20 protein-coding genes and 1 pseudogene are annotated in these 23,081 nt (G+C 38.7%); 9 read left to right on the top strand and 12 right to left on the bottom strand.

The window, feature by feature from the left end; translation table 11 throughout:
* Positions 1 to 90: 90 nt before the first annotated feature.
* On the bottom strand, positions 91 to 1,005 hold the full coding sequence (locus tag JQC92_RS03160; protein ID WP_420851287.1) for a polyprenyl-phosphate transporter: 915 nt from the start codon (positions 1,003 to 1,005) through the stop codon (positions 91 to 93).
* Positions 1,006 to 1,142: 137 nt separating this feature from the next.
* Between JQC92_RS03160 and JQC92_RS03165 the strand changes: the two genes are divergently transcribed.
* Together JQC92_RS03165 and JQC92_RS03170 are read left to right on the top strand one after the other, a co-directional pair.
* Positions 1,143 to 1,619, top strand: a complete 477-nt coding sequence (locus JQC92_RS03165; RefSeq protein ID WP_204998284.1) for a hotdog fold domain-containing protein — start codon at positions 1,143 to 1,145, stop codon at positions 1,617 to 1,619.
* Positions 1,620 to 1,703: 84 nt separating this feature from the next.
* Entirely contained in the window at positions 1,704 to 2,042 is a 339-nt protein-coding gene (locus JQC92_RS03170) for a DUF805 domain-containing protein (protein ID WP_204998285.1), read from the top strand.
* Between the two features lie 88 nt (positions 2,043 to 2,130).
* On the opposite strand, the gene JQC92_RS03175 is transcribed toward JQC92_RS03170, so the two are convergent.
* Together JQC92_RS03175 and JQC92_RS03180 are read right to left on the bottom strand one after the other, a co-directional pair.
* A complete protein-coding gene (locus JQC92_RS03175) occupies positions 2,131 to 2,739 on the bottom strand; it encodes a short chain dehydrogenase (RefSeq protein WP_204998286.1) in 609 nt (202 codons plus the stop codon).
* A 61-nt stretch (positions 2,740 to 2,800) separates the two neighbouring features.
* On the bottom strand, positions 2,801 to 3,952 hold the full coding sequence (locus JQC92_RS03180; RefSeq protein ID WP_204998287.1) for a WD40/YVTN/BNR-like repeat-containing protein: 1,152 nt from the start codon (positions 3,950 to 3,952) through the stop codon (positions 2,801 to 2,803).
* A gap of 203 nt (positions 3,953 to 4,155) precedes the next feature.
* On the opposite strand from JQC92_RS03180, the gene JQC92_RS03185 reads away from it, so the two are divergent.
* The gene (locus tag JQC92_RS03185; protein WP_204998288.1) at positions 4,156 to 5,187 is read left to right on the top strand and encodes an isoaspartyl peptidase/L-asparaginase family protein; all 1,032 of its coding nucleotides are present in this window, start codon (positions 4,156 to 4,158) and stop codon (positions 5,185 to 5,187) included.
* Between the two features lie 9 nt (positions 5,188 to 5,196).
* On the opposite strand, the gene JQC92_RS03190 is transcribed toward JQC92_RS03185, so the two are convergent.
* From JQC92_RS03190 to JQC92_RS03200, 3 genes and pseudogenes are all read right to left on the bottom strand, one after another.
* Positions 5,197 to 5,463 (bottom strand): SDR family oxidoreductase, encoded by a 267-nt coding sequence (locus JQC92_RS03190; protein WP_338049487.1) that lies wholly within the window; start codon positions 5,461 to 5,463, stop codon positions 5,197 to 5,199.
* A 96-nt stretch (positions 5,464 to 5,559) separates the two neighbouring features.
* Positions 5,560 to 6,135: pseudogene (locus tag JQC92_RS03195) on the bottom strand (SDR family oxidoreductase); the annotation flags it as partial.
* Positions 6,136 to 6,250: 115 nt separating this feature from the next.
* On the bottom strand, positions 6,251 to 7,348 hold the full coding sequence (locus JQC92_RS03200) for a hypothetical protein (RefSeq protein ID WP_204998291.1): 1,098 nt from the start codon (positions 7,346 to 7,348) through the stop codon (positions 6,251 to 6,253).
* Positions 7,349 to 7,702: 354 nt separating this feature from the next.
* Between JQC92_RS03200 and ltaE the strand changes: the two genes are divergently transcribed.
* Genes ltaE through JQC92_RS03215 form a run of 3 tightly spaced genes read left to right on the top strand, consistent with a single transcriptional unit; the run spans position 7,703 to position 10,648 of the window.
* Positions 7,703 to 8,719 carry a low-specificity L-threonine aldolase gene (gene ltaE / locus JQC92_RS03205; RefSeq protein ID WP_204998292.1) on the top strand — a complete coding sequence of 339 codons (1,017 nt, stop codon included), beginning with the start codon at positions 7,703 to 7,705 and terminating at the stop codon, positions 8,717 to 8,719.
* A 1-nt stretch (position 8,720) separates the two neighbouring features.
* A complete protein-coding gene (locus tag JQC92_RS03210; RefSeq protein WP_204998293.1) occupies positions 8,721 to 9,275 on the top strand; it encodes a GNAT family N-acetyltransferase in 555 nt (184 codons plus the stop codon).
* 41 nt (positions 9,276 to 9,316) lie between these two features.
* On the top strand, positions 9,317 to 10,648 hold the full coding sequence (locus JQC92_RS03215) for an NAD(P)/FAD-dependent oxidoreductase (protein ID WP_204998294.1): 1,332 nt from the start codon (positions 9,317 to 9,319) through the stop codon (positions 10,646 to 10,648).
* Here JQC92_RS03215 and JQC92_RS03220 read toward each other — a convergent pair.
* From JQC92_RS03220 to JQC92_RS03245, 6 genes are all read right to left on the bottom strand, one after another.
* A complete protein-coding gene (locus JQC92_RS03220; RefSeq protein ID WP_204998295.1) occupies positions 10,638 to 11,027 on the bottom strand; it encodes a hypothetical protein in 390 nt (129 codons plus the stop codon). The two genes, JQC92_RS03215 and JQC92_RS03220, sit on opposite strands and share 11 nt — an antisense overlap.
* Before the next feature lie 435 nt (positions 11,028 to 11,462).
* Positions 11,463 to 12,917 (bottom strand): Na+/H+ antiporter NhaC, encoded by a 1,455-nt coding sequence (gene nhaC / locus JQC92_RS03225; protein ID WP_204998296.1) that lies wholly within the window; start codon positions 12,915 to 12,917, stop codon positions 11,463 to 11,465.
* A gap of 472 nt (positions 12,918 to 13,389) precedes the next feature.
* Positions 13,390 to 14,247: a hypothetical protein gene (locus JQC92_RS03230; RefSeq protein ID WP_204998297.1), complete on the bottom strand. Its 858-nt coding sequence runs from the start codon at positions 14,245 to 14,247 to the stop codon at positions 13,390 to 13,392.
* 91 nt (positions 14,248 to 14,338) lie between these two features.
* Positions 14,339 to 14,611 carry an oxidative damage protection protein gene (locus JQC92_RS03235; RefSeq protein ID WP_204998298.1) on the bottom strand — a complete coding sequence of 91 codons (273 nt, stop codon included), beginning with the start codon at positions 14,609 to 14,611 and terminating at the stop codon, positions 14,339 to 14,341.
* A 4-nt stretch (positions 14,612 to 14,615) separates the two neighbouring features.
* A complete protein-coding gene (gene mutY / locus JQC92_RS03240; protein ID WP_204998299.1) occupies positions 14,616 to 15,680 on the bottom strand; it encodes an A/G-specific adenine glycosylase in 1,065 nt (354 codons plus the stop codon).
* A 340-nt stretch (positions 15,681 to 16,020) separates the two neighbouring features.
* Positions 16,021 to 18,045, bottom strand: a complete 2,025-nt coding sequence (locus tag JQC92_RS03245) for a hypothetical protein (RefSeq protein WP_204998300.1) — start codon at positions 18,043 to 18,045, stop codon at positions 16,021 to 16,023.
* A 285-nt stretch (positions 18,046 to 18,330) separates the two neighbouring features.
* On the opposite strand from JQC92_RS03245, the gene trmB reads away from it, so the two are divergent.
* From trmB to JQC92_RS03260, 3 genes are all read left to right on the top strand, one after another.
* Complete coding sequence (gene trmB, locus JQC92_RS03250) at positions 18,331 to 19,047, top strand: tRNA (guanosine(46)-N7)-methyltransferase TrmB (protein ID WP_204998301.1); 717 nt, start codon at positions 18,331 to 18,333, stop codon at positions 19,045 to 19,047.
* 184 nt (positions 19,048 to 19,231) lie between these two features.
* On the top strand, positions 19,232 to 20,035 hold the full coding sequence (locus tag JQC92_RS03255; RefSeq protein ID WP_204998302.1) for a YggN family protein: 804 nt from the start codon (positions 19,232 to 19,234) through the stop codon (positions 20,033 to 20,035).
* A 300-nt stretch (positions 20,036 to 20,335) separates the two neighbouring features.
* Positions 20,336 to 22,951, top strand: coding sequence for a TonB-dependent receptor (locus JQC92_RS03260; RefSeq protein WP_204998303.1), 2,616 nt, complete (start codon positions 20,336 to 20,338; stop codon positions 22,949 to 22,951).
* Positions 22,952 to 23,081: the final 130 nt, after the last annotated feature.

Raw genomic sequence — 23,081 nt, forward strand, 5'->3', positions numbered from 1 at the left:
ATTATTCTAAGAGTGGCAAATAACATACTCTGAAAATATAAAATGAGTATGTTATTTGCGCATTATACTAGACTGTTTTGCATTAAATCATTAATTCTTTCTAGCAAACTTCTCCAGTCCCCAAACCAAAGCTATTGCAGCAAACATACAGGCAATAGCTAGCCAAAGTTGGTGTGGTTGCCCCGTAATTTGTTCGTAAGCAAAAGGCGATAACGGTTTTTCAAGCAGTGGCACTTTGTCACCGTGTGAATTGATGCGCCAATTTTCAGCAATTTTCCAAGGCCAAATTTTTCCGAGTGTTCCAAGCATTAACCCTGTTAAAAAAGTGAGCGTTTCGTTGTGCCATTTTTTTAACAACGCACTGAGTAAACGGCTAAAGGTTAACAAACCAGTGAGTGCACCAGCAGCAAAAATGGCAAGGATACTAATATCAAAGCCTTTCGCTGCGCCAAGCACAGTAGAGTAGAGACCTAATAAAAGTAAAAGAAAACTACCGGAAATTCCCGGAAGAACCATGGCGCAAATCGCAATTGCACCACCAATGAATAAGGACAATGTATTCACTTCTGTTGGCGCAGGAGAAAGCTGGGTTATCGCATAAGCTACAAACATACCCGCTAAGAAGGTAACCCCTCTAACAGCAGTAAACCCTTTAACTTGCTTAAGTACGTGAACCACTGAAATTAAAATTAAGCCAAAGAAAAAAGACCAAATGGGAACTGGGTGAGCAACGAGTAACCACGAGATCAGTTTAGCTAATGAAAATATGCTGGTTAATATGCCGGCGAATAAGCTGATTAAGAAACCACCATTAATGTGATTAAACGCAGTTTTAAACCCTTTTTCTTTAATCAACTTAAATAATGAAGGTTTAATTTTATTAATGCTTTCGAGCAAGGTATCTAATATACCTGTGATAAAGGCTATTGTTCCACCAGAAACACCAGGTACAACATCGGCTGCTCCCATAGCAATTCCCTTTAAATACGTTTTAAATAAACTCACATGGATTTCCATAAATTACTTTCACATGAGTATATCGAAAAAATGTTCCAAAGTGCTTTGATTATTTCCATTGTTCAAAAATACTGCTAGTCTCATCTGACCAGTATATGGATATGATGATAAGAGACGTTAAGCTAATGAACCAACGTGAAAACTATGCCCTCAAGATGTTCAATAAACTCAAGAAATACCCACTAGGGAAGTGGCTATTCTCTGTTTATATCAGTTTTAAAGCACCATACTTTGGTACCATTCGACCAATGATCCGAGTATTACGTAAAGATTATTGCGAATGCTTTTTAAGAAAACGTTGGCGTGTGCAAAACCATATTGGCACTGTTCATGTTATTGCGATATGTAATGGATTAGAGATGGCGATGGGTGTACTTGCAGAGGCATCGATTCCAAAACATTTAAGATGGATCCCAAAAGGAATGACGCTCGACTATACCGCTAAAGCGGGCAGTAATATTCGCTGCGTGGCTGAGGTAACGCAACCATGGCAGCCTGGCGATTTGATGGTAGAAGTTACAGCGTATGATAAAGATGACGTTGTTGTGGTGAAAGGTCAGATAAAACTCTGGATTTCTGAAAAGAAAAATAAACAAAATTAAACCGTTTTAGGTAAAAACTTGATATAAAGAGGTATTGATTGTTGATGTTTGTCAGTACCTTATAAATTTGATGTTGGAGTAGTAATGAAGTATTTTATTGGCGGAATAAAGAAGTATGCTGATTTCACGGGAAGAGCAAGACGTGAAGAGTTTTGGATGTATACCCTTATTTATTTTGTATTTAACATAGTTATTGGTACGTATGAGTACGTATCAGGTTCCAGTTGGTTAGGTTTTGTTTTTGCTATTTTTATGTTTTTACCAAGTATCGCAATGGGTGCGAGAAGGTTGCATGATACAGGTAGAACCGGCTGGTGGCAGTTAATTGGTATTATTCCTTTAATTGGTCTAATTGTACTGATTATCTTCTATTGCCAAGATAGTCATGACGATAATGATTACGGCCCTAATCCAAAAGCTTGAGATAAGTGATCACTATACAGTATTGAAAACCCGTATTAATAACTTGAATACGGGTAAAATAAATCTTAAGAACATTATCGTTAGATACTCATGCGCCGTTAAAGGCTCTAATAACCTGTCCATTTTCTATACCCAAGACTGATCTTTTGTAATACTCAGCGACGCACTTCCCGTCGATGGGAATGAAACCAGGAAAGAAGTCTTCATACTTGTTCACGGATTCCGTAAGCATTGTTGGGCTAACAATGTTTATTCGTTGTTTGTTTGGTAGTTCCAATGAGGCTGCTTGAACAAAATGTTCTAATGCGCCATTGACTGTGGCTGCTGCAAGGCCATATGCGATGGGACGCTCAGAAATAATCCCGCTCGTAAGTGTTATGCTGCCACTGCTATTAAGGTAGTTGCTGCCGACTTGTGCAATATTGATTTGACCCAACAATTTATTTTTGAAACCTAATTCCCAGTCGTCGTCAGTTAATGCATCAAATGTTTTAAATGCGACCTTGCCTGTTGCTGAGACAATAGCATCTACCATTCCTATTTTTTCGAACACTTCCCTAATCGCTGATTTGGAACCAATGTCTACTTTATAATCACCACTCGAATTACCGATTTTTATAATTTCATGTTGTTCTGAGAGCAGTGTCGTAACTGCTTGACCAATAGTTCCTGTCGCACCAAATATCACTATTTTCATTTATTACCTCAAGGAGTTTGCTTACCCGATAAAGTTAGTCGTCGGGTAAGCAAAATGGCAATTAATTATTGTTTAAGGTCTTAGATAATGAAAAACGCTCAAATTTCATTGAAGAGCTATCTTTCATTGAAAAGTGCATAAGCATGGCTATACCAGCTTGATTTTCATAGGAGAAATTATTAATGCTCCACACGTTATATGCATCATCGTTGGACGTATCGCTTCCTAAAGGCGTTGGAGCAAATGTAAGGTTACTTAAATCACCACTGGCTTGCCAAATCCCTTTATTTCCGTTGGTAAAAAGGAAGTAATTGATAGAGTTAGGGACCGTTACTCCTAAGCTGAAGTCCATATTTTTGTGTGGGGCAGACTGCCAAGATTTACCAGCATCCAAGGAGTACCATAACCATGAGTCATGGTGACCATCGTCGTATATTGCGAGTACATTATTTGTGTTAGTCGGGGAGAAACTAATAGAGAAAGTGGTATTTCCATGCAGACCATCATCTGATTTTGTTGTATCTAAATTTACAGAAGTCCACGATTTACCGCCATCAATTGAACGTTCGACTTTACCGCTAAAACTAGAAGCTAAAATTACGCTTCCATCTTTTGATGGAGAAAGTACCCAATCTTCTGAAGTGATGTTTGTTTGATGACAAGTTTGGCCATTATCTGCTGAATAATAAATGCCAGTTCCGCCTAAATTGCTTAATACGAGTTGATTATCGGAGTTAGGTATATAGGTAAATACATCTTCAACCCCACCAGAATCTTTACTTATTGGACAGGTTGTGGATATTTCGCTCCAGTGTGAGCCTGCGTCAGAAGTTTGATATAAATGAGGGGTATTTTTTTCTGAACTGGATGCTGGACCGAATTGTAAACCTAAGGCTTGCGCTGGATTTTTAGGTGAAAACTTAATATTCGCCCATTGTTTTTTGGACGATGAAAGTAATGACCAGGTAGCGCCTTTGTCTACTGATTGCCAAAGTGATACACCTTCTTGATCATTGGCTTGGTAATTGAACGCCAGCATCGTGTTGCCATTATTGTTCACGGCAAAATTCATTAGATGATCATCAAACTTAGAGTTATTAAGAGGAGAGTGTGAAAACGTTGGTGTTGCAGCAAAAGCAACGGTACTTAATGAAGCGGTTAAAAGAAAACATCCTGTTACTAATACTTTCCCTGAAAACGTTGAGTTATTCATGATGTTCCCAAGAGAGCTAATAAAGATATGAAAAATATCATTTCGTGGCTTGTTTCACACTTTTTATGCTATTAATGTTCAGTAAAACTTAAGCAATAGATTTGTAGATGTTCAAAACTTTTTTAGAGCAGGTTTTCTTTATTAAGCTTATGAATGTATTGTTTTATAAATAAATCCGTTCATCGAAAAATAAAGGATTATTGATGCCTTCAAAATTTAATATTTTGTTAATTTCTTGTTTGTTAACATCGTTTTCTTCATTTGCGACTCAACATTTTGCTATCGCCATTCACGGTGGTGCAGGAACCATTTCGCCGAGTACTGTATCAGCTGATAAAATCAAACTTTACGAAGCAAAACTTAAACAAGCTACAGATGCTGGCTATGCCATTCTAGAGCGGGGGGGATCAAGTCTAGATGCTGTCAACACCGCAGTGAATATCCTTGAAAACTCAGAGCTGTTTAATGCAGGTAAAGGCGCTGTGTATACGTTTGATGGTATGCATGAATTAGATGCTTCTATTATGGATGGCCGTACTCGTGAAGCTGGAGCAGTTGCGAGTGTTAAACATATAAAAAACCCAATTAATCTTGCACGTTTAGTAATGACTGACTCTGTTCATGTAATGTTGTCAGGTAGCGGAGCAGAGGAGTTTGCCTTACAAAAAGGCATGGAGCTGGTTCCTAATCGCTATTTTGACACGATTTCGCGCTACCAATCACTTCAAAAAGCAAAAGAAAAAATCAGAAAGTTAGAGAGTGCCTCATCCACCGCCAGTGCTTTTCGTGCGAATTATGTTGAGCTCGACAATGAATATAAAATGGGAACCGTAGGTGCTGTTGCTTTAGATAAACAGGGTAACCTTGCGGCAGCAACGAGCACCGGAGGCATGACGGCGAAGCGTTACGGACGAATTGGTGATTCACCTGTTATTGGTGCTGGAACGTGGGCAGACAATGAGTCATGTGCCGTATCTGCGACTGGGCATGGGGAATTTTTTATTCGATATAACGTTGCAGCAGATATTTGTGCCAAAGTGAAATACCAAAAAAAGAGCATCGAAAAAGCCAGCAATGAAGTTATTTTTGGGCCAATGCATAAAGCGGGTGGTACAGGTGGGGTTATCGTCATTGATAATAAAGGAAATATTGCGCTAACCTATAATACCGTTGGCATGTATAGAGCCTCACGAAAGCAAGGTGAAGATGCTAAAGTCGCTATCTTTGCAGATTGATTAGTTTTCTTAACAATCTTCCAGTGCACCTAAAGATTTAGGTAAGGTTTGCCCTCCGTTTACAACGATAGATTGCCCTGTTATGTAGGTGGCTTCTTTAGAGGCTAAAAACAGGGCTGTGTTTCCGATATCTTCAACGTCACCGATTCTTTTTAAAGGAATCGCTGCTGTCATTGCATCAAAATAATCAGGGCCTAAACCTTTTAACCTAGAAAAAGCAGTTGGTGGCGCTCTTAAACGCAGATAGAATTTCCGATAACAAGGCTTAAATAACAGTTAGTAGTTGTTCTACTTACTGTTATTCATAACGCAGTTAGCGGTGATTTTAGCCAGTTTACGAGAGCTAAGCATTCACTTTATTGGTGAATCAAGTCATCTTCTTTTTCCTTGGAACATTATGCAGTTATTAACATTTCTATGCGTCAAACTGCTTTTTTTAGGTTTAAAACCTTCAGTGTATATATTTCCGGGTAGAATAGTATTTACAGTAATCTTATGTCGTGCTAATTCCATTGCCGCTGTGCGCATAAAACCTAATTGACCAGCTTTAGATGCACCATAATGAGAAAAGCCTGGAACTCCAGTCATCGCACCGGTTATCGACGACGTTAGAATCACTCGTCCATGGCCCGATTGTGCTAAGTGAGGCATCGCCGCCTTCACGCACATGAAGCTGCTCTTTAAATTATTTTCGAGGATGTTATCCCAATCGTCAGGTGACATTTGTTCAATGGGGTTCATTGGATAAGAACCAGCATTTGCACACATGACATCTAACTGGCCAAACGTTTTTATGGTGTGGTTAATGAGGTCTGATACCGATTGCCAATCAGAAACGTCACATGGGTAAAATTCAATTTTCCCCTTTAATTTTTCAAACTCTTTGATGGTATTTTTTGCTGCAATTTCATCTCTGGCAGCAATCATTACATTTGCACCCGTTTGGTAAAGGCATTCGCAATGCCTTTACCTATACTTTTGCTACCATCTGTTACGAAGATTGAATAATCTTTTATTATTGAAAACATATACCTTCATACTCCTTCTTTTTCATATCAGACTTTTAAAAAAGATTGGCTAAAGCCTCAGGTTCAGGTCGAGGTAATTTAAATGTTTTTATTCTGGAGGCTGTCGGGGCTGACATATTTTTAAGCATTTCAGTTAAAGTGTAGGCGACTTGTCTAACACAGGATGAACGATCCTTGCGAGTTTGAAACTTAGTAACTTGTACATTTGGTGCATCGTAATTTGGTTTTTTGGAGTCAATGATTGTTGATCTTTTAGGCGTGATAATCGCAATCACTGCATGCTGACTATTTCGGCCAAAACGAGAACTACTTTTTATGCATAAAGGGCAAATTAACATTCTCTTATGTTGCTGGGCCAGGCGTTTTGATTCTGACTCTAAAAATATTTTGATGTTTTTTTCTGCTACGATGCTTGATGTTTCAAATTCAATATTATTTTTTTCTAAAAAACCTATGTTCTCACCTTTAAGTGTTCGCATAAATTCATCGAGTGTCCCTATATTATCTTGCCATCCACTATCTGAGTCTATCATTTTCTTTTCAATATATTGTCGAATTTTGGCTTCGCTCTTTAATGCAATACCTTTCGCTTTTGTTCTAGTATTGGGTAATAAGGGGTTATTTTTTTGTGAAATGTTTAATTGTACAAATGTTTCATTGTCATCATCGTCCTCTGATTCCTCAATAGAAATTCCACTTATATCTGCTGGTTTAAAAATCTTGGACTGAAGAAAGTGGGTGGCTGGCCTTGATGGATCAAAATCTTGTGGAAGTTCGATGGATTTCTTTTCTGCTTTTGTTACTAGTAATTGATTCCATCGCTGCTGTAACAAGAAAGAAGGAACCTGACCAATTTCACATTTTGTTGCTTCATCACAGTGAATGAGAAAAGGCAGTGAATCGACTTCTTTAACTTTATATGTCAAAGCCCAAGACTTGCTGCCATCGGACAAGCGACATTCCATTCTTAATACTTTGTCTTCTTTTGAGCCTGAAAGGTGTGCAAATTTAGCTGCTTGACTCTGATCGGGGGGACTGAATTTTCCTGTACTTTTATCCCACATAACCTGATTATAAGGTTCTGTATTCGGATGATTGTATGATGGTTCTATAGAAGGTTTTAATGATGCCATTACAGTCAGCTCTGCTAGTTTAATGAATGTCAAATTAATAATCTAATTCAAATTACGATTGAATAAACCTATACAGTACCGCACATCAGTCGCTTCGATATTAGTGATTGAGTTCAGCGTTCTATCGAGGTGTTATTGATTTTTGTTTGTTTTTTTTATAACTAACGTTAAAGCTTACTAGGTTGGTTATTCCAATTAGTTATAGGTGGAAGTGATTCTCGTATCAATGTTTATTAATATAATTTAATTTACGGTTTAGCTAGAGGCTATTCTTATAACTTAGAATCGTTTGATTTTACCTGTCTATTACTCGATGATGTACAACATCAATAGAAGCTTTGTGAAGAAAAATTAATGATAGACCTAAGAAGTGATACCGTTACTCAACCAACTAACGCTATGAGAAAAGCGATGGCAGAAGCACCTGTTGGTGATGATGTTTTTGGTGATGATCCAACCGTGAATGAACTTCAGGATTTTGCTGCTGATCGCTTTGGTTTTGAATCTGCATTGTTCACTTCGTCTGGGACACAGGCGAACTTATTGGCATTAATGAGCCATTGTGAACGTGGTGATGAATATATTTGTGGTCAGCAAGCTCATAATTATAAATTTGAAGGTGGTGGCGCCGCTGTTTTAGGGAGTATTCAGCCGCAGCCGATTCAAAATTTGGTTGATGGTACAATTGATTTAACTGAAGTAAAAACAGCGATAAAACCCGATGACTTTCATTTTGCCCGTACAAAACTTCTGAGCCTAGAAAATACCATTGGTGGTAAAGTCTTACCGCAAAATTATTTAGCAGAAGCGCAAGCTTTTGCTTTTAATAACAACCTTAAAATTCATCTTGATGGTGCTCGTGTAGCTAATGCTGCTGTGGCTCAGAATATTCAGATTTCTGACATTACAGATCATTTTGACTCAGTTTCTATTTGTCTATCAAAAGGATTAGCTGCGCCAGTCGGCTCGCTATTACTTGGTAGTGAATTATTTATTAATAAAGCTCGTCGCTGGCGTAAAATGCTCGGTGGTGGGATGAGACAGGCTGGTATTTTAGCCGCTGCAGCAAAACTGGCTTTAACGGAACAAGTTGAACGATTAGTTGAAGATCATGATAACGCAAAATATCTCGGTCAACGCCTGACAGAGATAGACGAATTACACGTTAATTTAGCCGCTATTCAGACCAATATGGCGTTTGCTGTACTTGATGAAAAGTACGATGTTAAGCTTTTAACAAGAGAGTTGAAGGCACAAGATATTCTGATTTATCCTACTCAAAATCTAAGATTTGTGACGCATAAAGACATTTCAAAAGCTGATATTGATACTTTTGTAGAAGTATTAAAAAACACAGTAAAAGGTCTTTAGAATGCAAATACGCTCGCTACTGGAAGAGGATTTTGATGTTGTCATCAAGCTCGGTAATGCCATTCATGGTAAAGGCTATTTAACTAGACAGTCTTTGCTTGAAATGTTCAACAAAGGCATTAAACACGGCATTAATGCTCATGCAATAGCAACAACAGGTGAAAAAGTGATCGGTTTTAGACTGACTTATTCGCCAGGGAATTGGAATTCAGATGAGTGGTGCTCACCAAAGCATTGGGCTGTTTCAGCACAAAAAGTTTGCTACTTTAAGACCAACAATGTTTTACCTGAGTGGCGTGGGAATGGAGTCGGACACCTTTTACTTGAACATTCTATCAATGCGGTAAAACAACAAGGCGCTAAAGCTGGAATTGCCCACATTTGGAAAGAAAGTCCAAATAATTCGTCTATTCGTTACTTCTCAAAAGCAGGTGCAAAATTAATAAAAGAACATCCTAAACGTTGGAGTTGGGAAAATTATGACGAAAATTACGATTGCGCTCATTGTGGCGGCAATTGCCATTGCACTGCGTGCGAGATGCTACTGGAATTCTAATAACTCGAACACTAAGCCGATAAAAGAACAATAATAAATCTATGTACGATCCTCTGATTAATGCTTCACCTAAAAATCAGCCTTTAGCTGAAAGCTATTGGCTGGATAATATTCCTCTGGGCCATACTGCTCCAGCTCTCATTAATGCTCAATCAACAGATGTCGCAATTATTGGCGGTGGTTACACTGGGTTACTGACAGCTTATTACTTAGCCACTGAATTTAATATTGATTGCCACGTACTTGAGGCAAACCAAATCGGTTTTGGTGCCAGTGCACGTAATGCGGGCTTTGTATTAAAAGGTTCTGGTCGTTTAAGTTATTCCCAAATGGCAAAAAGGTGGGATATCGATACCGCTAAGGGGATCTACAATGAGTTTACTCAAGCCGTCGCCAGAGTCGATGACTTAATCACTTCAAATGGAATTAATTGTGATAGGCAAGAGAAAGGGTATCTAAAAATTGCTCATAATCAGCCAGCGATGCAGTTTATGCAAAATGCCGCCGCCTTCATTGAAAGTAATTTTGGAGATTCGGCTGAATTCATTCAACCTGATGAGTTTAAGCAACGCTACATGAATCATCATCAAGCCTTTGGTGCGCTGAGAATGAATGATGGCTTTGGTATTAACCCTGTAAAACTACTGCTGGGTTATAAACAACTCATTCAAGATGCAGGCGTGATGCTTTCGGAACACTCTTGCGTAGTCGATTGGGTTGAAGAGAGCGGGATACACCGACTTATTACAGATAAAGATGAACTGCGTGCTAAGCGAGTCATTTGTGCAGGTAACGGTTATACGCCTAAACAGTTTAATCAGAGAATAGACAACAAGTATTTACCTATTCTTAGCAATGTTATTGTCACAGAGCCCATTTCTGTGGAATTGCTTCAACAAGCTGGCATTTTTACTCATCAAGTCGCAATGGATACTCGAATTCTTAAATATTACTATCGTTTGTTACCCGACAATCGGCTGTTATTTGGTGGACGAGGAGCTGTGTGGGGTAAAGATGCTACAAATCCAAAGTACGGTTATCGTTTAAAACAAGCGTTGAATAAGTGCTTTCCTGCTCTGGTAGCTTGTAAAGTCGACTTTAACTGGACTGGATGGATAGCTGCAGCTTTTGATGATATGCCTCATGTCTTTGAACAAAACGGCGTTGGTTATAGCTTAGGTTATTGTGGTGCAGGAGTATCATTCAGTTCGCAGGCTGCGTATCGTTTAGCGCAATCGCTTACGGGAGAGAAAATACCAAATTTACCTTTGTATCGCTCTCCATTACCCCAAATGCCTTTTGCACAACTCAGACGTTGGGGGCAGTGGGGGTATTACCATTATGGCTTTATAAAAGATAAATTTACTTTTTAGATTCAGCATCTGGTGGGATTACATTGAGTACGCCGTAGATATTAAAGTTATGCTCATCAACACCTTTCTTATCCATGTCCTTCATTTTTGGATAGATAGCGACTCTATCAATTCCAAATATTTTTCCATGATTACTTTCAAAGTGGAAGGTTTGAGGTGATTTTCGCTTTCCTTGCAGGCTAGCTGGGTAAATCACTTTTACGCTATCAGAGGCACCTTTTAAAAAAATACAGGTAAGATCTCGTTCGGGTTGTTGACCAATAACGGTCAATGAACATTTTAATGGTTGATTATCGAGCTTTATTCCCTGAAATGTGGTTGCTAGAGAAGTGTTCGTAAAAGCTAGAATAGTGACTATAAGTGCACCAATCCTTTTCATTGTCTACCTCAAGTTAACGCTGTGCTTCGAGAAAAGAATTTTGAATCATAACGGGTGTACGAGGGAAATTCGAATTAAATATTATTTATATAATTTGTGAATTTAGAGTAAAAATTATTCGACTTTACATTGTTTACCATTATTACTAAAAAAGCGGTAATAATCTGGGAATTGAGAGCTATATACTGCAACCTCGTCTGGGCGTTTACTATCAAACTTACAGATTAAGTTTTCTGTTGTTTGTGAGCTACTAAATATAAACATTGAACATAATAATTGTTTATCATCAATGCTTTGACCTTCATGGGTCGCAGCGTTAGCAATACAATGAAAAAGGCTAAATATGATTATAAATTTCGATATAAGATTCATGAGGTTACCTAAATACCTGTCACTTAATTGAATAAGTGTAGCAAGTATTTAGGTGGTGGTTACTTATGCAATTTGCGTTTCAGGGTTTAATGGTTCTAGTTTAAATTTGAAGTAAGCGTAAGAGCAACTCACCAGTGGGCAAATTAAATTGAAAAAGGCAAAGGGCAAATAAGCAAGAGTTGCCACACCCAGTGTGCTGGCCATAAAGGCACCACATGTGTTCCATGGTACAAGCGGACTGGTTATGGTGGCTGAATCCTCAAGAGAACGGCTTAAGTTAACAGACGCTAAGTTTTGCTTAGCATACTCAAGTTTAAGCATTCTTCCAGGTAATAAAATCGCAATGTACTGGTCACCACAAACAATATTGGCACCAATACCACAACCTAAAGTCGCGATGATTAAGCTTGAACCACTACGTACCATTTTTAAGACACCTTCGAGCAATTTAGCAAGAAGGCCAGTAATTTCCATTACACCACCAAATGCCATAGCACACAGAATTAACCAAACTGTAGTAACCATGCTGCTCATTCCACCTCGGCTAAGTAAACTATCTAAAACTGAATCACCAGTATTGGCGGTATAGCCATCGAAGGTTGCGATCCAAATACCTTTCAATAGCGCTACAGCTGGATATAAAGACTGATCATTAATTGAAGCAATAATTGCGTCGTATTGAAAAATAGCAGCCATAATTGCACCAACGATAGCACCCATAATAACAGTAGGAAATGCAGGCGTTTTTTTGTAAGCAAGCCACAAAACAAAAAGTAACGGCGTTAATAAAACTGGGCTTGGTTCAAACTGCTCTTGAATTAAATTCAAGCTTGACGTGAGGTTGGTATTTAAATTTGCAGTGTCTGTATTTAAACCTAAGAAGAAGAATATAACTAGAGCTATCAAAATACTCGGAACGGTTGTCCAAGCCATATAGCGTATATGGCTGAATATATCAGCACCTGCTACAGCTGGAGCTAAGTTAGTGGTATCTGATAAAGGGGACATCTTGTCGCCAAAATATGCACCACTGATAATTGCACCAGCAGTGATCTCAATGCTTAATCCCATTGCGCCCGCAATACCGACTAAGGCTATACCGAGTGTGCCTGCTACTGTCCATGAGCTGCCAATACTAAGTGCGACTAAAGCACATAACACGCAGCATGCTGCGTAAAAGTATTCAGGGTTAAGAACCTGCATACCATAATAAATCATCGTCGGAACGGTGCCTGATAAAATCCAAGTTCCAATGAGTGAACCTACGGCGAAAAGAATTAGAAGTGCAGGAGTGGCGACACCGATGCCTTCGATAATCCCTTTTTCCATTTCCTTCCATGTATAGCCATTTTTTACGCCTATGACTAAAGCGACACAGGCTGCAAGAATTAATGCAATTTGGTTAGCGCCGGATGAGCTGTCTGATGAAAAGAGATAAACGGAAGTCATAAGCATAGTGATTAATGCAATGACTGGCAGCAGTGCATCCAGCAAGCTGGCAGGTTTATGTTGTGACATAGTTTTACCCAAAAACTTTTTGCTCAAATCGTTGAATTATTTTTGAGCTTATTATTATTTCCTGAGTGAATCGTGACATAGATCACTGTGCTTTGTCGAGTTTAGTAAAGGTCTGTTGATCTTTCGTGATTATTTTTGCAGCGATAAATTGGTTATTTTATGCAAGGCAGAGCTTGTGCTGTTTGGTTATTACCGACATACAAAACTGTCGTTACTTCGTTTCCAAATAAGCAAGCGATAACGTAGCACTTTTTATTTTGAAAGAGCGACCAATTTACGCTCTCTCTTTTTTCGATGCTTTTGAGTGTTCATTGTCCTGTGTTGTGAGCTGTTCACGCCTTGAACAGATAACCGCTAAAAAAGCACAAAATATAACCCTGAAAGATCAACAGGCCCTAGTTATCAATTACTGTTTGTTTATTTATAAAATTACTTAGACTGCTTATGTAATTGATAATGCTCATCACTCATTTTATAAAGTTAATTTGTAATCTACTAGCTTCAATATAGTTTCAGAAAGCTCGATAGCTAGCTTTTTATAATCTTGTGTGCTCATACTTTTTTTAGCCAACATTAATGGACTCTGACCTTCTGAGGTTTTTACTTCGATATCAATTTTTTCATGTTGTAAAAGTTCTAGGGCTAAATCCAAATCTCCTTCTCTGCATGCTAGTAGAAGTGGAGAGTAGTTTTCTGTGTTGGGATAATTAATTGGAGCCCAATCAACACAAGTTACCATTTTTATGAGTGCCAATGATGTGTCGTCTTTTACTTTTATTCGTTGTTTTATATAAGTAATTAAAAGAGATTCATTGTTTTCAGATAAAAAACACTCCGCACATTCGTTAAGTGCCTGCTCAGGGACTATATATTCCGTCGTGCAACTTGAATCGCTTAAAACTGCAAAGGCAAACATTAGGTCATCCTCAGTAAGTGAAGCGTCAACGTTGTTTAAAGCTGTAATTGTTTCAATAATGAGCTGTTGATTACACTCATTTACTGAGTTGTTTTTGATGGCATAATCCAAGGCGCGAACCACCCTGACAGTTAGAATAGCCGTATCAAGGCATTTAAACGGTAGTTCAAGTTTAGATTTAAGGCCATGTTTTAGGACAGAGCCATTAGGAAGTGAGTCTAAATATTTAAAGATAGCGGGCGTTAAACGAGTGATATGTAGCCTTGCTTTATCATTAATTAGTTCTGTACCCGAGCTCCCTTCGAAATAATCAATAGGTATAGGTGTTGGCCAATTCGTTTCAGTGTGGTCGTCTAAGTGATTAAGCTCTGGTGCACTCTGACACCTCTGAAGGTTGATATTTGAAGTGGCCATAGTTAGGTAGTCTAATTTTCAATTAATTGAAGTAGACTACCATAAAGCGCAATAGAGATTGATTAAATAAACTTAGTGAGCTTTGGTCAAATCACTTTTCTTCAGGAACATAACCTTCAACGTGTACGTCTTTACCTTCAAATAAAAACTCAACCATATTTTTTTCGATGAACTGACGGTCTTCAGCATTCATCATGTTTAATTTGTTTTCATTGATCAGCATGGTTTGTTTCTTTTGCCATAATCCCCAAGCTTCTTTGCTGATTGAGTCAAAAATTCTTTTTCCAATTTCACCTGGATACAGTTGAAAGTCTAATCCGTCTGCTTCTTTATTTAGATATACGCAATTTACGGTACGTGCCATTTTCTCATCCTCGTGAAATTTTTACTTCTGCTAATACTTTTTCAGTTGCAGCGGCTAGCCCAACTTTTTCAGGATTATCCAAGCTATACCATAATCCAGAATACTCGCAATCAGGTTCAGTAAGTTGGTTGGTTTTATTGCTCAAGTTTATCAGAGTTGCTGAAATATCTAAATGAAAGTGGCTGAAGGTATGCCGAAAACCTGAAAGCTCTGAAACTGTGCTTAAATCTATGTTTCTGCTGAGTAGATACTCATCAAGTTCTGTGTTCGTTGAAAATTCAGGAAAGCACCATAAGCCGCCCCAGATCCCTTGTTGAGGTCGTTGTTTGAGCAGAACCTTTCCATTTGAGACAATTACAGCGAAAAAAGTGGTACGAACAGGCTTTTCTACTTTCGGTTTCTTGCCTGGAAACTCAGTTTGTCTACCTTGAAGCTGTGCTTTGCAGTCTTGGTTGACGGGGCAGTCTTCGCATCTTGGTTTCGAGCGAGTACAAATCGTTGCACCAATATCCATCATGGCTTGATTGTATTTTTGGATATCATCTTCAGGTGATAAATTTTCAGCCAATGCCCAAAGTCGATTCTCAACGGTCTTCTTCCCCGGCCAGCCTTCAATTGCCCCATGTCTTGCAAGTACGCGTTTTACGTTACCATCAAGAATTGCAAAATGTTTTCCTAATGAGAGTGATAAGATTGCACCTGCAGTTGAGCGACCAATGCCAGGTAATTCGATGACATCAGAAAACTGAACAGGAAATTTGCCATTGAATCTATCTCTAATCAATTGAGCCGCTTTATGTAAATTTCTTGCTCTTGCGTAGTAACCAAGTCCCGTCCAATGGTGCAGGACCTCATCTTGTTTAGCATTTGCTAATGCAACTACGTTTGGAAAGCTCGTCATAAACTTTTCAAAATAAGGAATAACAGTAGCAACTTGAGTTTGCTGTAGCATTATTTCTGAAACCCATACTTTATATGGGGTTTTGTTCAGTTGCCATGGGAGCGTTTTGCGGCCAAAAAGATCGTACCAAGTCGTGATGCGATGGGAAAACGTTTTTATTTTTTTCATGGCCGCAAGTGTAGCGATCCACAAAATTTTAAACAAGTGCCTCTGAAACTTGTACTTTGAAAATAAATCTCGAACAAAAAATATCATCGTAGTCCATCAATTTTTCTTCATAACCTTGGCTTTTTCATTTTATTTAAAAATTTATGGGCTATTAGGGCGCGCCCTAGTAACAGTGAATACCTCCTGAGTACCAGTCGATAAGTTCTTTGAAACTTCTTGTTTCAGGTTTAATGCTATACAAGGCGCAATGTAGGGCACTGTAGCTATGTAACCGAGATTGCAACGCAGTAGAGTGCTGAAGTTGGGCACTAAAAACCTTAAGAAACTTATGGTCAGGTACTTACGCCTGAGGTCTAGGTAAGCCCTTTCTAGAGATTGCCACTAACTCTTTTTGATCAGGAGTTGTTTTGAATACTATTTTTGCCCAATGTGATTTGTCATTGCTTGGTTCAAAGTAAAATTGTGTATGGACGGTTTTAGCGGGGGCTGCACGTTGCCTAGATCGCTGAATAACATATTTACCAGATTGATCCGCTACAAACTGTTGTAAATAACTATTGTGTACAGATTTGTGAGGTGAGAGAACCCCTTTATACAAACTGTGAAAAACACCTAGAGGATCGAACAGACAATGTTCTTGAATCCTTCCCTGTTTATAAAACGTTTCTGTTAAAACTTGGGCATGTGAATCGCTAAACATCAGTAATTGTTTAATTTTATCTGCACACTCTGAAGAGACCTCACGTTCTTTTGCCATGGTTTGGGTTTGTTTTAGAACGGTTTGAGCATAACGGTTATTGTATTTGAAGCCAAACTGATCCCATTCGTAAATTTGAGAGTGTAGTGACGTAAAGTTCTTAGGAAAACTATCACCTTTTCGCTCATAAACCATATATTCTATAACTTGGTCACAAAACTCGAAACCTTGTACTTCTTCACTCGCTGAGGCTTGGTCACGTGGTGCACCTTTCAACTTGGTTTGAGATGAAGTTTGTTTAACAGCATTTTTAGGCATAGTCCGCTCGATAGGGTTTTCTGGCCAACGAGCGTGTAATCGTCTAACACCTCCGTTTCTTCTTAAGCTGTATTCGCGGCCTGTAACTTCAACGACACTGTGATTATAACTACTGGCACTAAGTTGGCGTACAGTTTCAGCAAATCCTGCTTCATCTCTAAATTCGAAATAGCCACAGTGAGTTGGTAGATGAGATGTAACCGATACCTTCCATTTAGTTTGTATTTCGTCAGATGAAGCAAAATGTTTAGAGCTGATTTCGAGTGTTGCAACTATAGACTTATCTGGAGCGAACACATCGTAAACAGAATCAAAAGGGATAACGGGCTGCTTCCTTTCGGTCACTTTTATGGGGGCTGTTAAAGAGTGCTGTACCTGTACTTTATTTAGAATATCACGAGCAGTTTGCTGCAATTCATCCCTTTTTGACTCTGACAAACGGCATAATAAATTGTATTGCAATTCAATATCAAAGCAACTTAATATTTGAGCTGCTTGCTCAGGACTTGAATGCTCAATAAGAGTAGTGATTAAATTTAGCCCGTACTCACCCTGTACTTTTAGGGGATTAACGATGCATGCAAAATCTCTACTATCAACTGGTTGTAGTTGTGCACTTGCCCACTTAACACAAGGCTCATTGACTTGTTTTTTTAACTCATGCAAAACAAACTCTGTTTTGCTTGTTTCATCCTCAACTCTCTCCCATTCTGTTGGAGAAAACAAATGCCAGAGGTGGAAGCATAATTCACGCTTAAAAGTGATTTCAGTTTCATCATCATTGGGTTCTGTTTCGTTTTCGGTTATTTCAGTTTTAAGTCCTAAGCAAACTGCATCTTTTTTAAATGAGTAAGAAAATGTTGATAATACAGGTGCATATTTTTTTAAGTCAGAAAATCCTACTTCTACGCAAAATGGTAATATTTTTTTTGTTTCATCTTCAGTGAATGATTGCTCATACTCAGTTAATTTTTGTAAAATTAATAAGTTAAGTGTTTTACTGTTGCCTTTATGCTTCTTTAATAGAATAAAAAGAACGCCTAAGACTTTTTCTTTAGGTGTATTATCAATAAGGGCATGAATATCGTTTGCATCTAATTTCTTTTGCTCAATGGCTTGCCTGAAGTGGCTCGCAATGACACAAGGGTATGTGAAGTTTGCGTATTTTTGAATTAGTTCACATTTGTTAAAGGTCACATTTTCAGCCATGAAACGGGTATGGAGAGGGATCGCCTCAGAAGGTTTTACTCCGAATTGAGCTAATTGCTGTTCGTTCGGTAAGGAGATTAATTCATGTGATAAAGAAGTCGTTATTGCTGAAGTAGATGTTGATAAATTTTCTGTGGACATTGATTACCCAATCAATCATCAAAATGATGTCAATGATAACATTTTGAATCTGAATAAAGCCTTTATGTTTAAAGAGTCTGAAGGTGCTGCAAGCGTCCAGTGAAGTACCGCATTTATTATTGACACTACCAATGATTAGCACGGTTCTGGGGAAGGTGGCTTAATGCCGTGTATTGTTCAGAGCCAAAAGTATCTAGAACTCAGGATTGATAGTTAAATTGCAACTTGAATCGGTAAAGGTATAATGCAGCCCTTTTCTTGATAGCAATACTTGTTGGGGCAAACATGAGCGAAGTTACAACGGCTGAATTTAATGAAGAAGGCAAATACCTGAGAAAGGTAAGAAGCTTCGTTTTACGTGAAGGTCGTTTGACCAAAGGTCAGGCTCAGGCAATTGAAAAAAATTGGTCGACAATAGGGATGGAATACAGCCATGAAGCACTTGATTTATCACGGGTTTTTGCTAGAGGTGCGGATACCGTTCTTGAGATTGGTTTTGGCATGGGTGCATCGCTTGTGGAAATGGCTGCAGCTGCGCCAGAGAAAAACTTTATTGGTATTGAAGTGCATAAGCCCGGTGTTGGTACCTGCTTAATGGCGGCTGAAGAAGCTGGTTTGACTAATCTCCGTGTATATCATCACGATGCTGTTGAAGTGCTAGAGCACGCCATTGCTGATGGTTCTCTTGCTAGAGTTCAACTGTTTTTCCCGGATCCGTGGCATAAAAAACGTCACCATAAGCGCCGTATTGTGCAATCTGAATTTGTGCAATTACTTCGTAAGAAGTTAAAAGTTGGTGGTGTGTTCCATATGGCTACTGATTGGGAAAATTATGCAGAGCATATGCTTGAAGTAATGAATGCAGCGGAAGGCTATAGCAATCAATCGAAAACTTTAGATTATGTCGAGCGTCCAGATTATCGTCCTTTAACGAAGTTCGAAGCCCGTGGTCAACGTTTGGGCCATGGTGTTTGGGATATTATTTTCGAAAAAGCAAAGTAGTTTCCTGAAAATTTTTCATACTAAGAGTTAGTCGATTTCACTAACTCTTAGTTTTTATTCAAATCCCCCCCATCATCCCTATCTAATCAAAGTTGATTTAAACCTTTTAAATTAGTTGCTTATCATGTTTGGCATGTTTCCTGATAAGTTTCAATTAACAAAATGGAACTTAAGGAATTGAATCATGAACTTGACTAAAACAGCTACTGCATTGGTAATCACTTCAGCGTTAACAACAAGTGCCGTAATGGCACATGACAATAAAGATTGTAATGTTTCGTTGAATTACGATTTAGCCATCAAACCGAATATGATGGTTGTCAGTGATAATGGTACTGAAAAATATCGCATCGAACAAAGTAAGCTGTTTGTTCAAGGAAAGAAAATCAGTTTAGATAGTAAGCAAACGCAATTACTGAATCAGTACTCTGATGAAATGTATGCTCAAGTTCCAGAAGTGATTGATCTGGTTAATGATGCGATGGAAATGGCGTCTGGCGCAGTCACGATTTCAATGAATACGCTTTTAGGCGATGACGCCAGCGGTAAAATCGAAGAGTTAATGGAAGGTTTACAAGCGCGAGTAGCTAAAATTGCATACCAAGATGGAAGTGAGTTTTACTTAGGTGCGACAGACTCAACGATTGACAGCGCGTTTGATGAAGAATTTGAAAAAGAAATCGAAGATGCAGTTAAAAACTCGATTGGTAGCATCATGATTTCTTTGGGGAGTCAGCTGATTTCTTCTGATGGCGGTAGCTTTGATGAAAAAATGGCTTCATTTGAGCAAAAAATGGAGAAAATGGGCAATGACATCGAAACGCAAGTTGAAGCTAAAGCGCAGCAGCTTGAATATAAAGCAGATGCAATGTGTGATAACTTTAAAGAGCTTGCTAAATTGGAAGTTCGAGTTCGTAAAGCGATTCCTGCAATTTCAGAATTTCCTGTAGCCGTAACTGAAAAAAATGGCCACGGAATCTCATTTTAAACTTCAATTGAGACAAATTGTTCTATCCCAACTTTTGGCGCGCTATGCGCCATTTTTTTTGTCAATTTACGAATTCCAAGTTATCCCATCGACTTTTTATTCTAATGACATTGCTTGAGTTCAAAAACACAGTCTTAATCCAACATAATTACTGCAAATAAAGGCGATTTGAATAATCCGTCAGTTTGTTTTAAGTTTCCATTAGTCATTTTAAGTAAAAACGTAAGCAATAAAATTACGCGTCAAATACAGTGGTGCACAGAGAACGGGAAGTTCTAAAAATGATAAAGGGGAAATTTAATGTTGCGCACGACCTTTCTAAAAAACATAAGCAATGATCAAACAAAAAAGAATACGTCTCTTAATTTGGTGACGAAAGCTATTTTAGCTTCGATGTTAGCATCACCTTTATCCGTTTTAGCTGAAGAAGATAACAAAGACAACGAAATCGAAGTATTAACAGTAACAGCTCAAAAACGTTCTCAAAGTATTTTGGATGTACCAGTAACCGTAAGTGCAGTAAGTGAAAAGACAATTGATGATGCCAAAGCTATAGGTTTAAGCGGAATTGATAAGTTTATCCCAGGTTTCAAGTTTTATGATGCCAATGCCACTCAGTCAGTAGTTGAAATACGAGGTATTTCTAGCCCGAATATTAGTGTTGGTGGCGATCCTTCTTCAGCAATTTTTTATGATGATGTATATATGCCGAGCGCTGCCCAAAATGTCATTTTTTCTGATACAGCTCGTGTTGAAGTGCTGAAAGGCCCACAAGGGACATTATTTGGCAGAAATGCTGCCATGGGTGTTGTAAACATCGTGCCTAACTCACCGAGTGCAGAATTTGAAAGCTTTTTACAAGGAAGCTGGGGAACCGATAATCTACAGCGTTATGAGGGAATGGTTAATGTTCCTATAAGTGATAACGTTTATATGAGAGCAAATTGGATTACCAACAAACAAGATGGTTTTGTCGAAAACGTCCAAGATGCAGAATGGAATCAGAGTCAAAAAGTTTGGGATTTAGGTGCTCGTAACCATGATGCTGCTCGAATCGCCTTTTTATGGGATATCTCTGAGAGTACCGATTTTCAGTTTTCGTTTGATTGGGATGATTTAGACCAAGCACCACCGGTTGCAGTGGGCTTGAGCGAATTTGCATACGGTGGTGGCAAAGACCCATTTGCGAGTAAAGCTGCAAACGATGTGTTTAATGGCAAAGAGTCACGGGATATGTACGGGTTAATTGCTAAATTGAATCATGATTTTAATGATGAATGGTCAATGAAGTACATCGTAAGCTATCGTGATTGGGATACAAATAACATCGAAGATTCAGATGGGACTGGAGATAGAACACGTTATTTCGATACGAATACGGCCTATGATTCTGATATTTTTTATACTGAACTCCAAGTTAACTATACATCCGATAGAGTGAATTTAGTCACTGGCTTTTCTTTCTCAAAAGAAAATGTAAAACAAAGAACAGATTTAAATTTAACCGCAGATACTGCCGCAAGATTGACTACGGGCGAGCTCAATAATGTTATTCAAGGAATGATGGCGCAGCAATTGGCGGCTCAATTGGGTGGTAATACAGACGCGCATGCAGCGGCAGCATTTGGCGAAGGTGCAACATTCTCTGGCGCTGTGCAACAAATATACTCCGACAGCGGTTTCCCTTTAGATCACATTTGGAACCCCGCTGAATGGGCTGGAGCATTAACTGCTTTAGGATTTGCTGATGATATAATGACAGCTATCGGCATGCCTGGGCAGCCTTTAACCGCTGAGATTGTTCAATTTTCAGGTGACATAACTTACGACGCTGTTTCACAAGCGTTAGGAATAGCAGAAGTCTTCGGCCCGAGTCACACTGGTAGCTGGTGGCAAGAATCGGTTCATAACCAAGGTAGCTTCACTAACTGGGGAGTGTTCGCCGACGTAGATTTTTCAATTACTGATAATTGGAACGTTATCGCAGGTTTACGATACTCTAATGATGATAAAGATTTCAGTTGGTTTATTCCTGAGACATCATTTGCAGCCATTCGCCCTGGTGTATCAAATATCATTTTTCCTGTTGTTGACTTAAAAGCATCGGACAGTTGGGATAAAGTCACAGGAAGATTGGTTACCAGCTATCATTTTTCGAATACGGATATGATATTCGCTTCTTACTCTACAGGATATAAATCGGGTGGTTTTGACTCGTTATCTCCGAGGGTTGAAGCCTTTCAGCCAGAAGATACTACAAACTATGAAATCGGATATAAAGGCATTTTGTTTGACAAGTTAGTAGCCAACATTAGTGGTTACTATCTTGAATTGGATAACTTTCAACAGACAGTAGAGTCAAGAGCACCTGGTGCTAATCAAGCTGTGCCGATAATCGTTAATGAAGACAGAACGATAAAAGGTATTGAACTTGAACTTAGGTGGAATGTTACTGACAACCTGACATTAGGAGCCGTATCTGAATATCGTAAAACAGAAATCAATTCACCAGAGTTTTACAATGCTAAAAGCGAACTTATTTCAGCTCAAACGACGAATTTAGATCCGCAAACAAACTATACACTAACGTTAGATTGGATGCCTGATTTTGGTATGGGTCACACTAATCTGCATGTCGATTATGCCTTCGTTGAAAACACTAATATGGACATTCCAGGGTTGGAGGATTACAAAAAAGCAGTGCCTGAATTCTTTAGAGACACTAAGAATTTAAGTGCAAGACTGAGCTGGGCCATTGAGGACGAGAGTTTAGAGCTAGGTCTTTGGGGGAAAAATATCACAGACGAGCGCCGAGTGTTGGATGTCGTCGGTCTCACCGCAGGCGTGTTAGGTACCCCGTTTGCGAAAATTAATCGTGGTGCAGAGTTTGGCTTTGATGTTAAATTTAGTTTTTAACAAAAAAGGAACCCATCAAACATGGGTAACAAATTAAGAAGAAAAATCTGAGGAGAAAAGCTTTATTTTTGAGATAATAAGTCAACCACGACAACTATCAAAATAAAATGGCGATTCTGAACAAAACACC

The organism is Parashewanella hymeniacidonis, assembly GCF_016900895.1.
In the GTDB taxonomy this organism is placed as follows: Bacteria; Pseudomonadota; Gammaproteobacteria; order Enterobacterales; family Shewanellaceae; genus Parashewanella; species Parashewanella hymeniacidonis.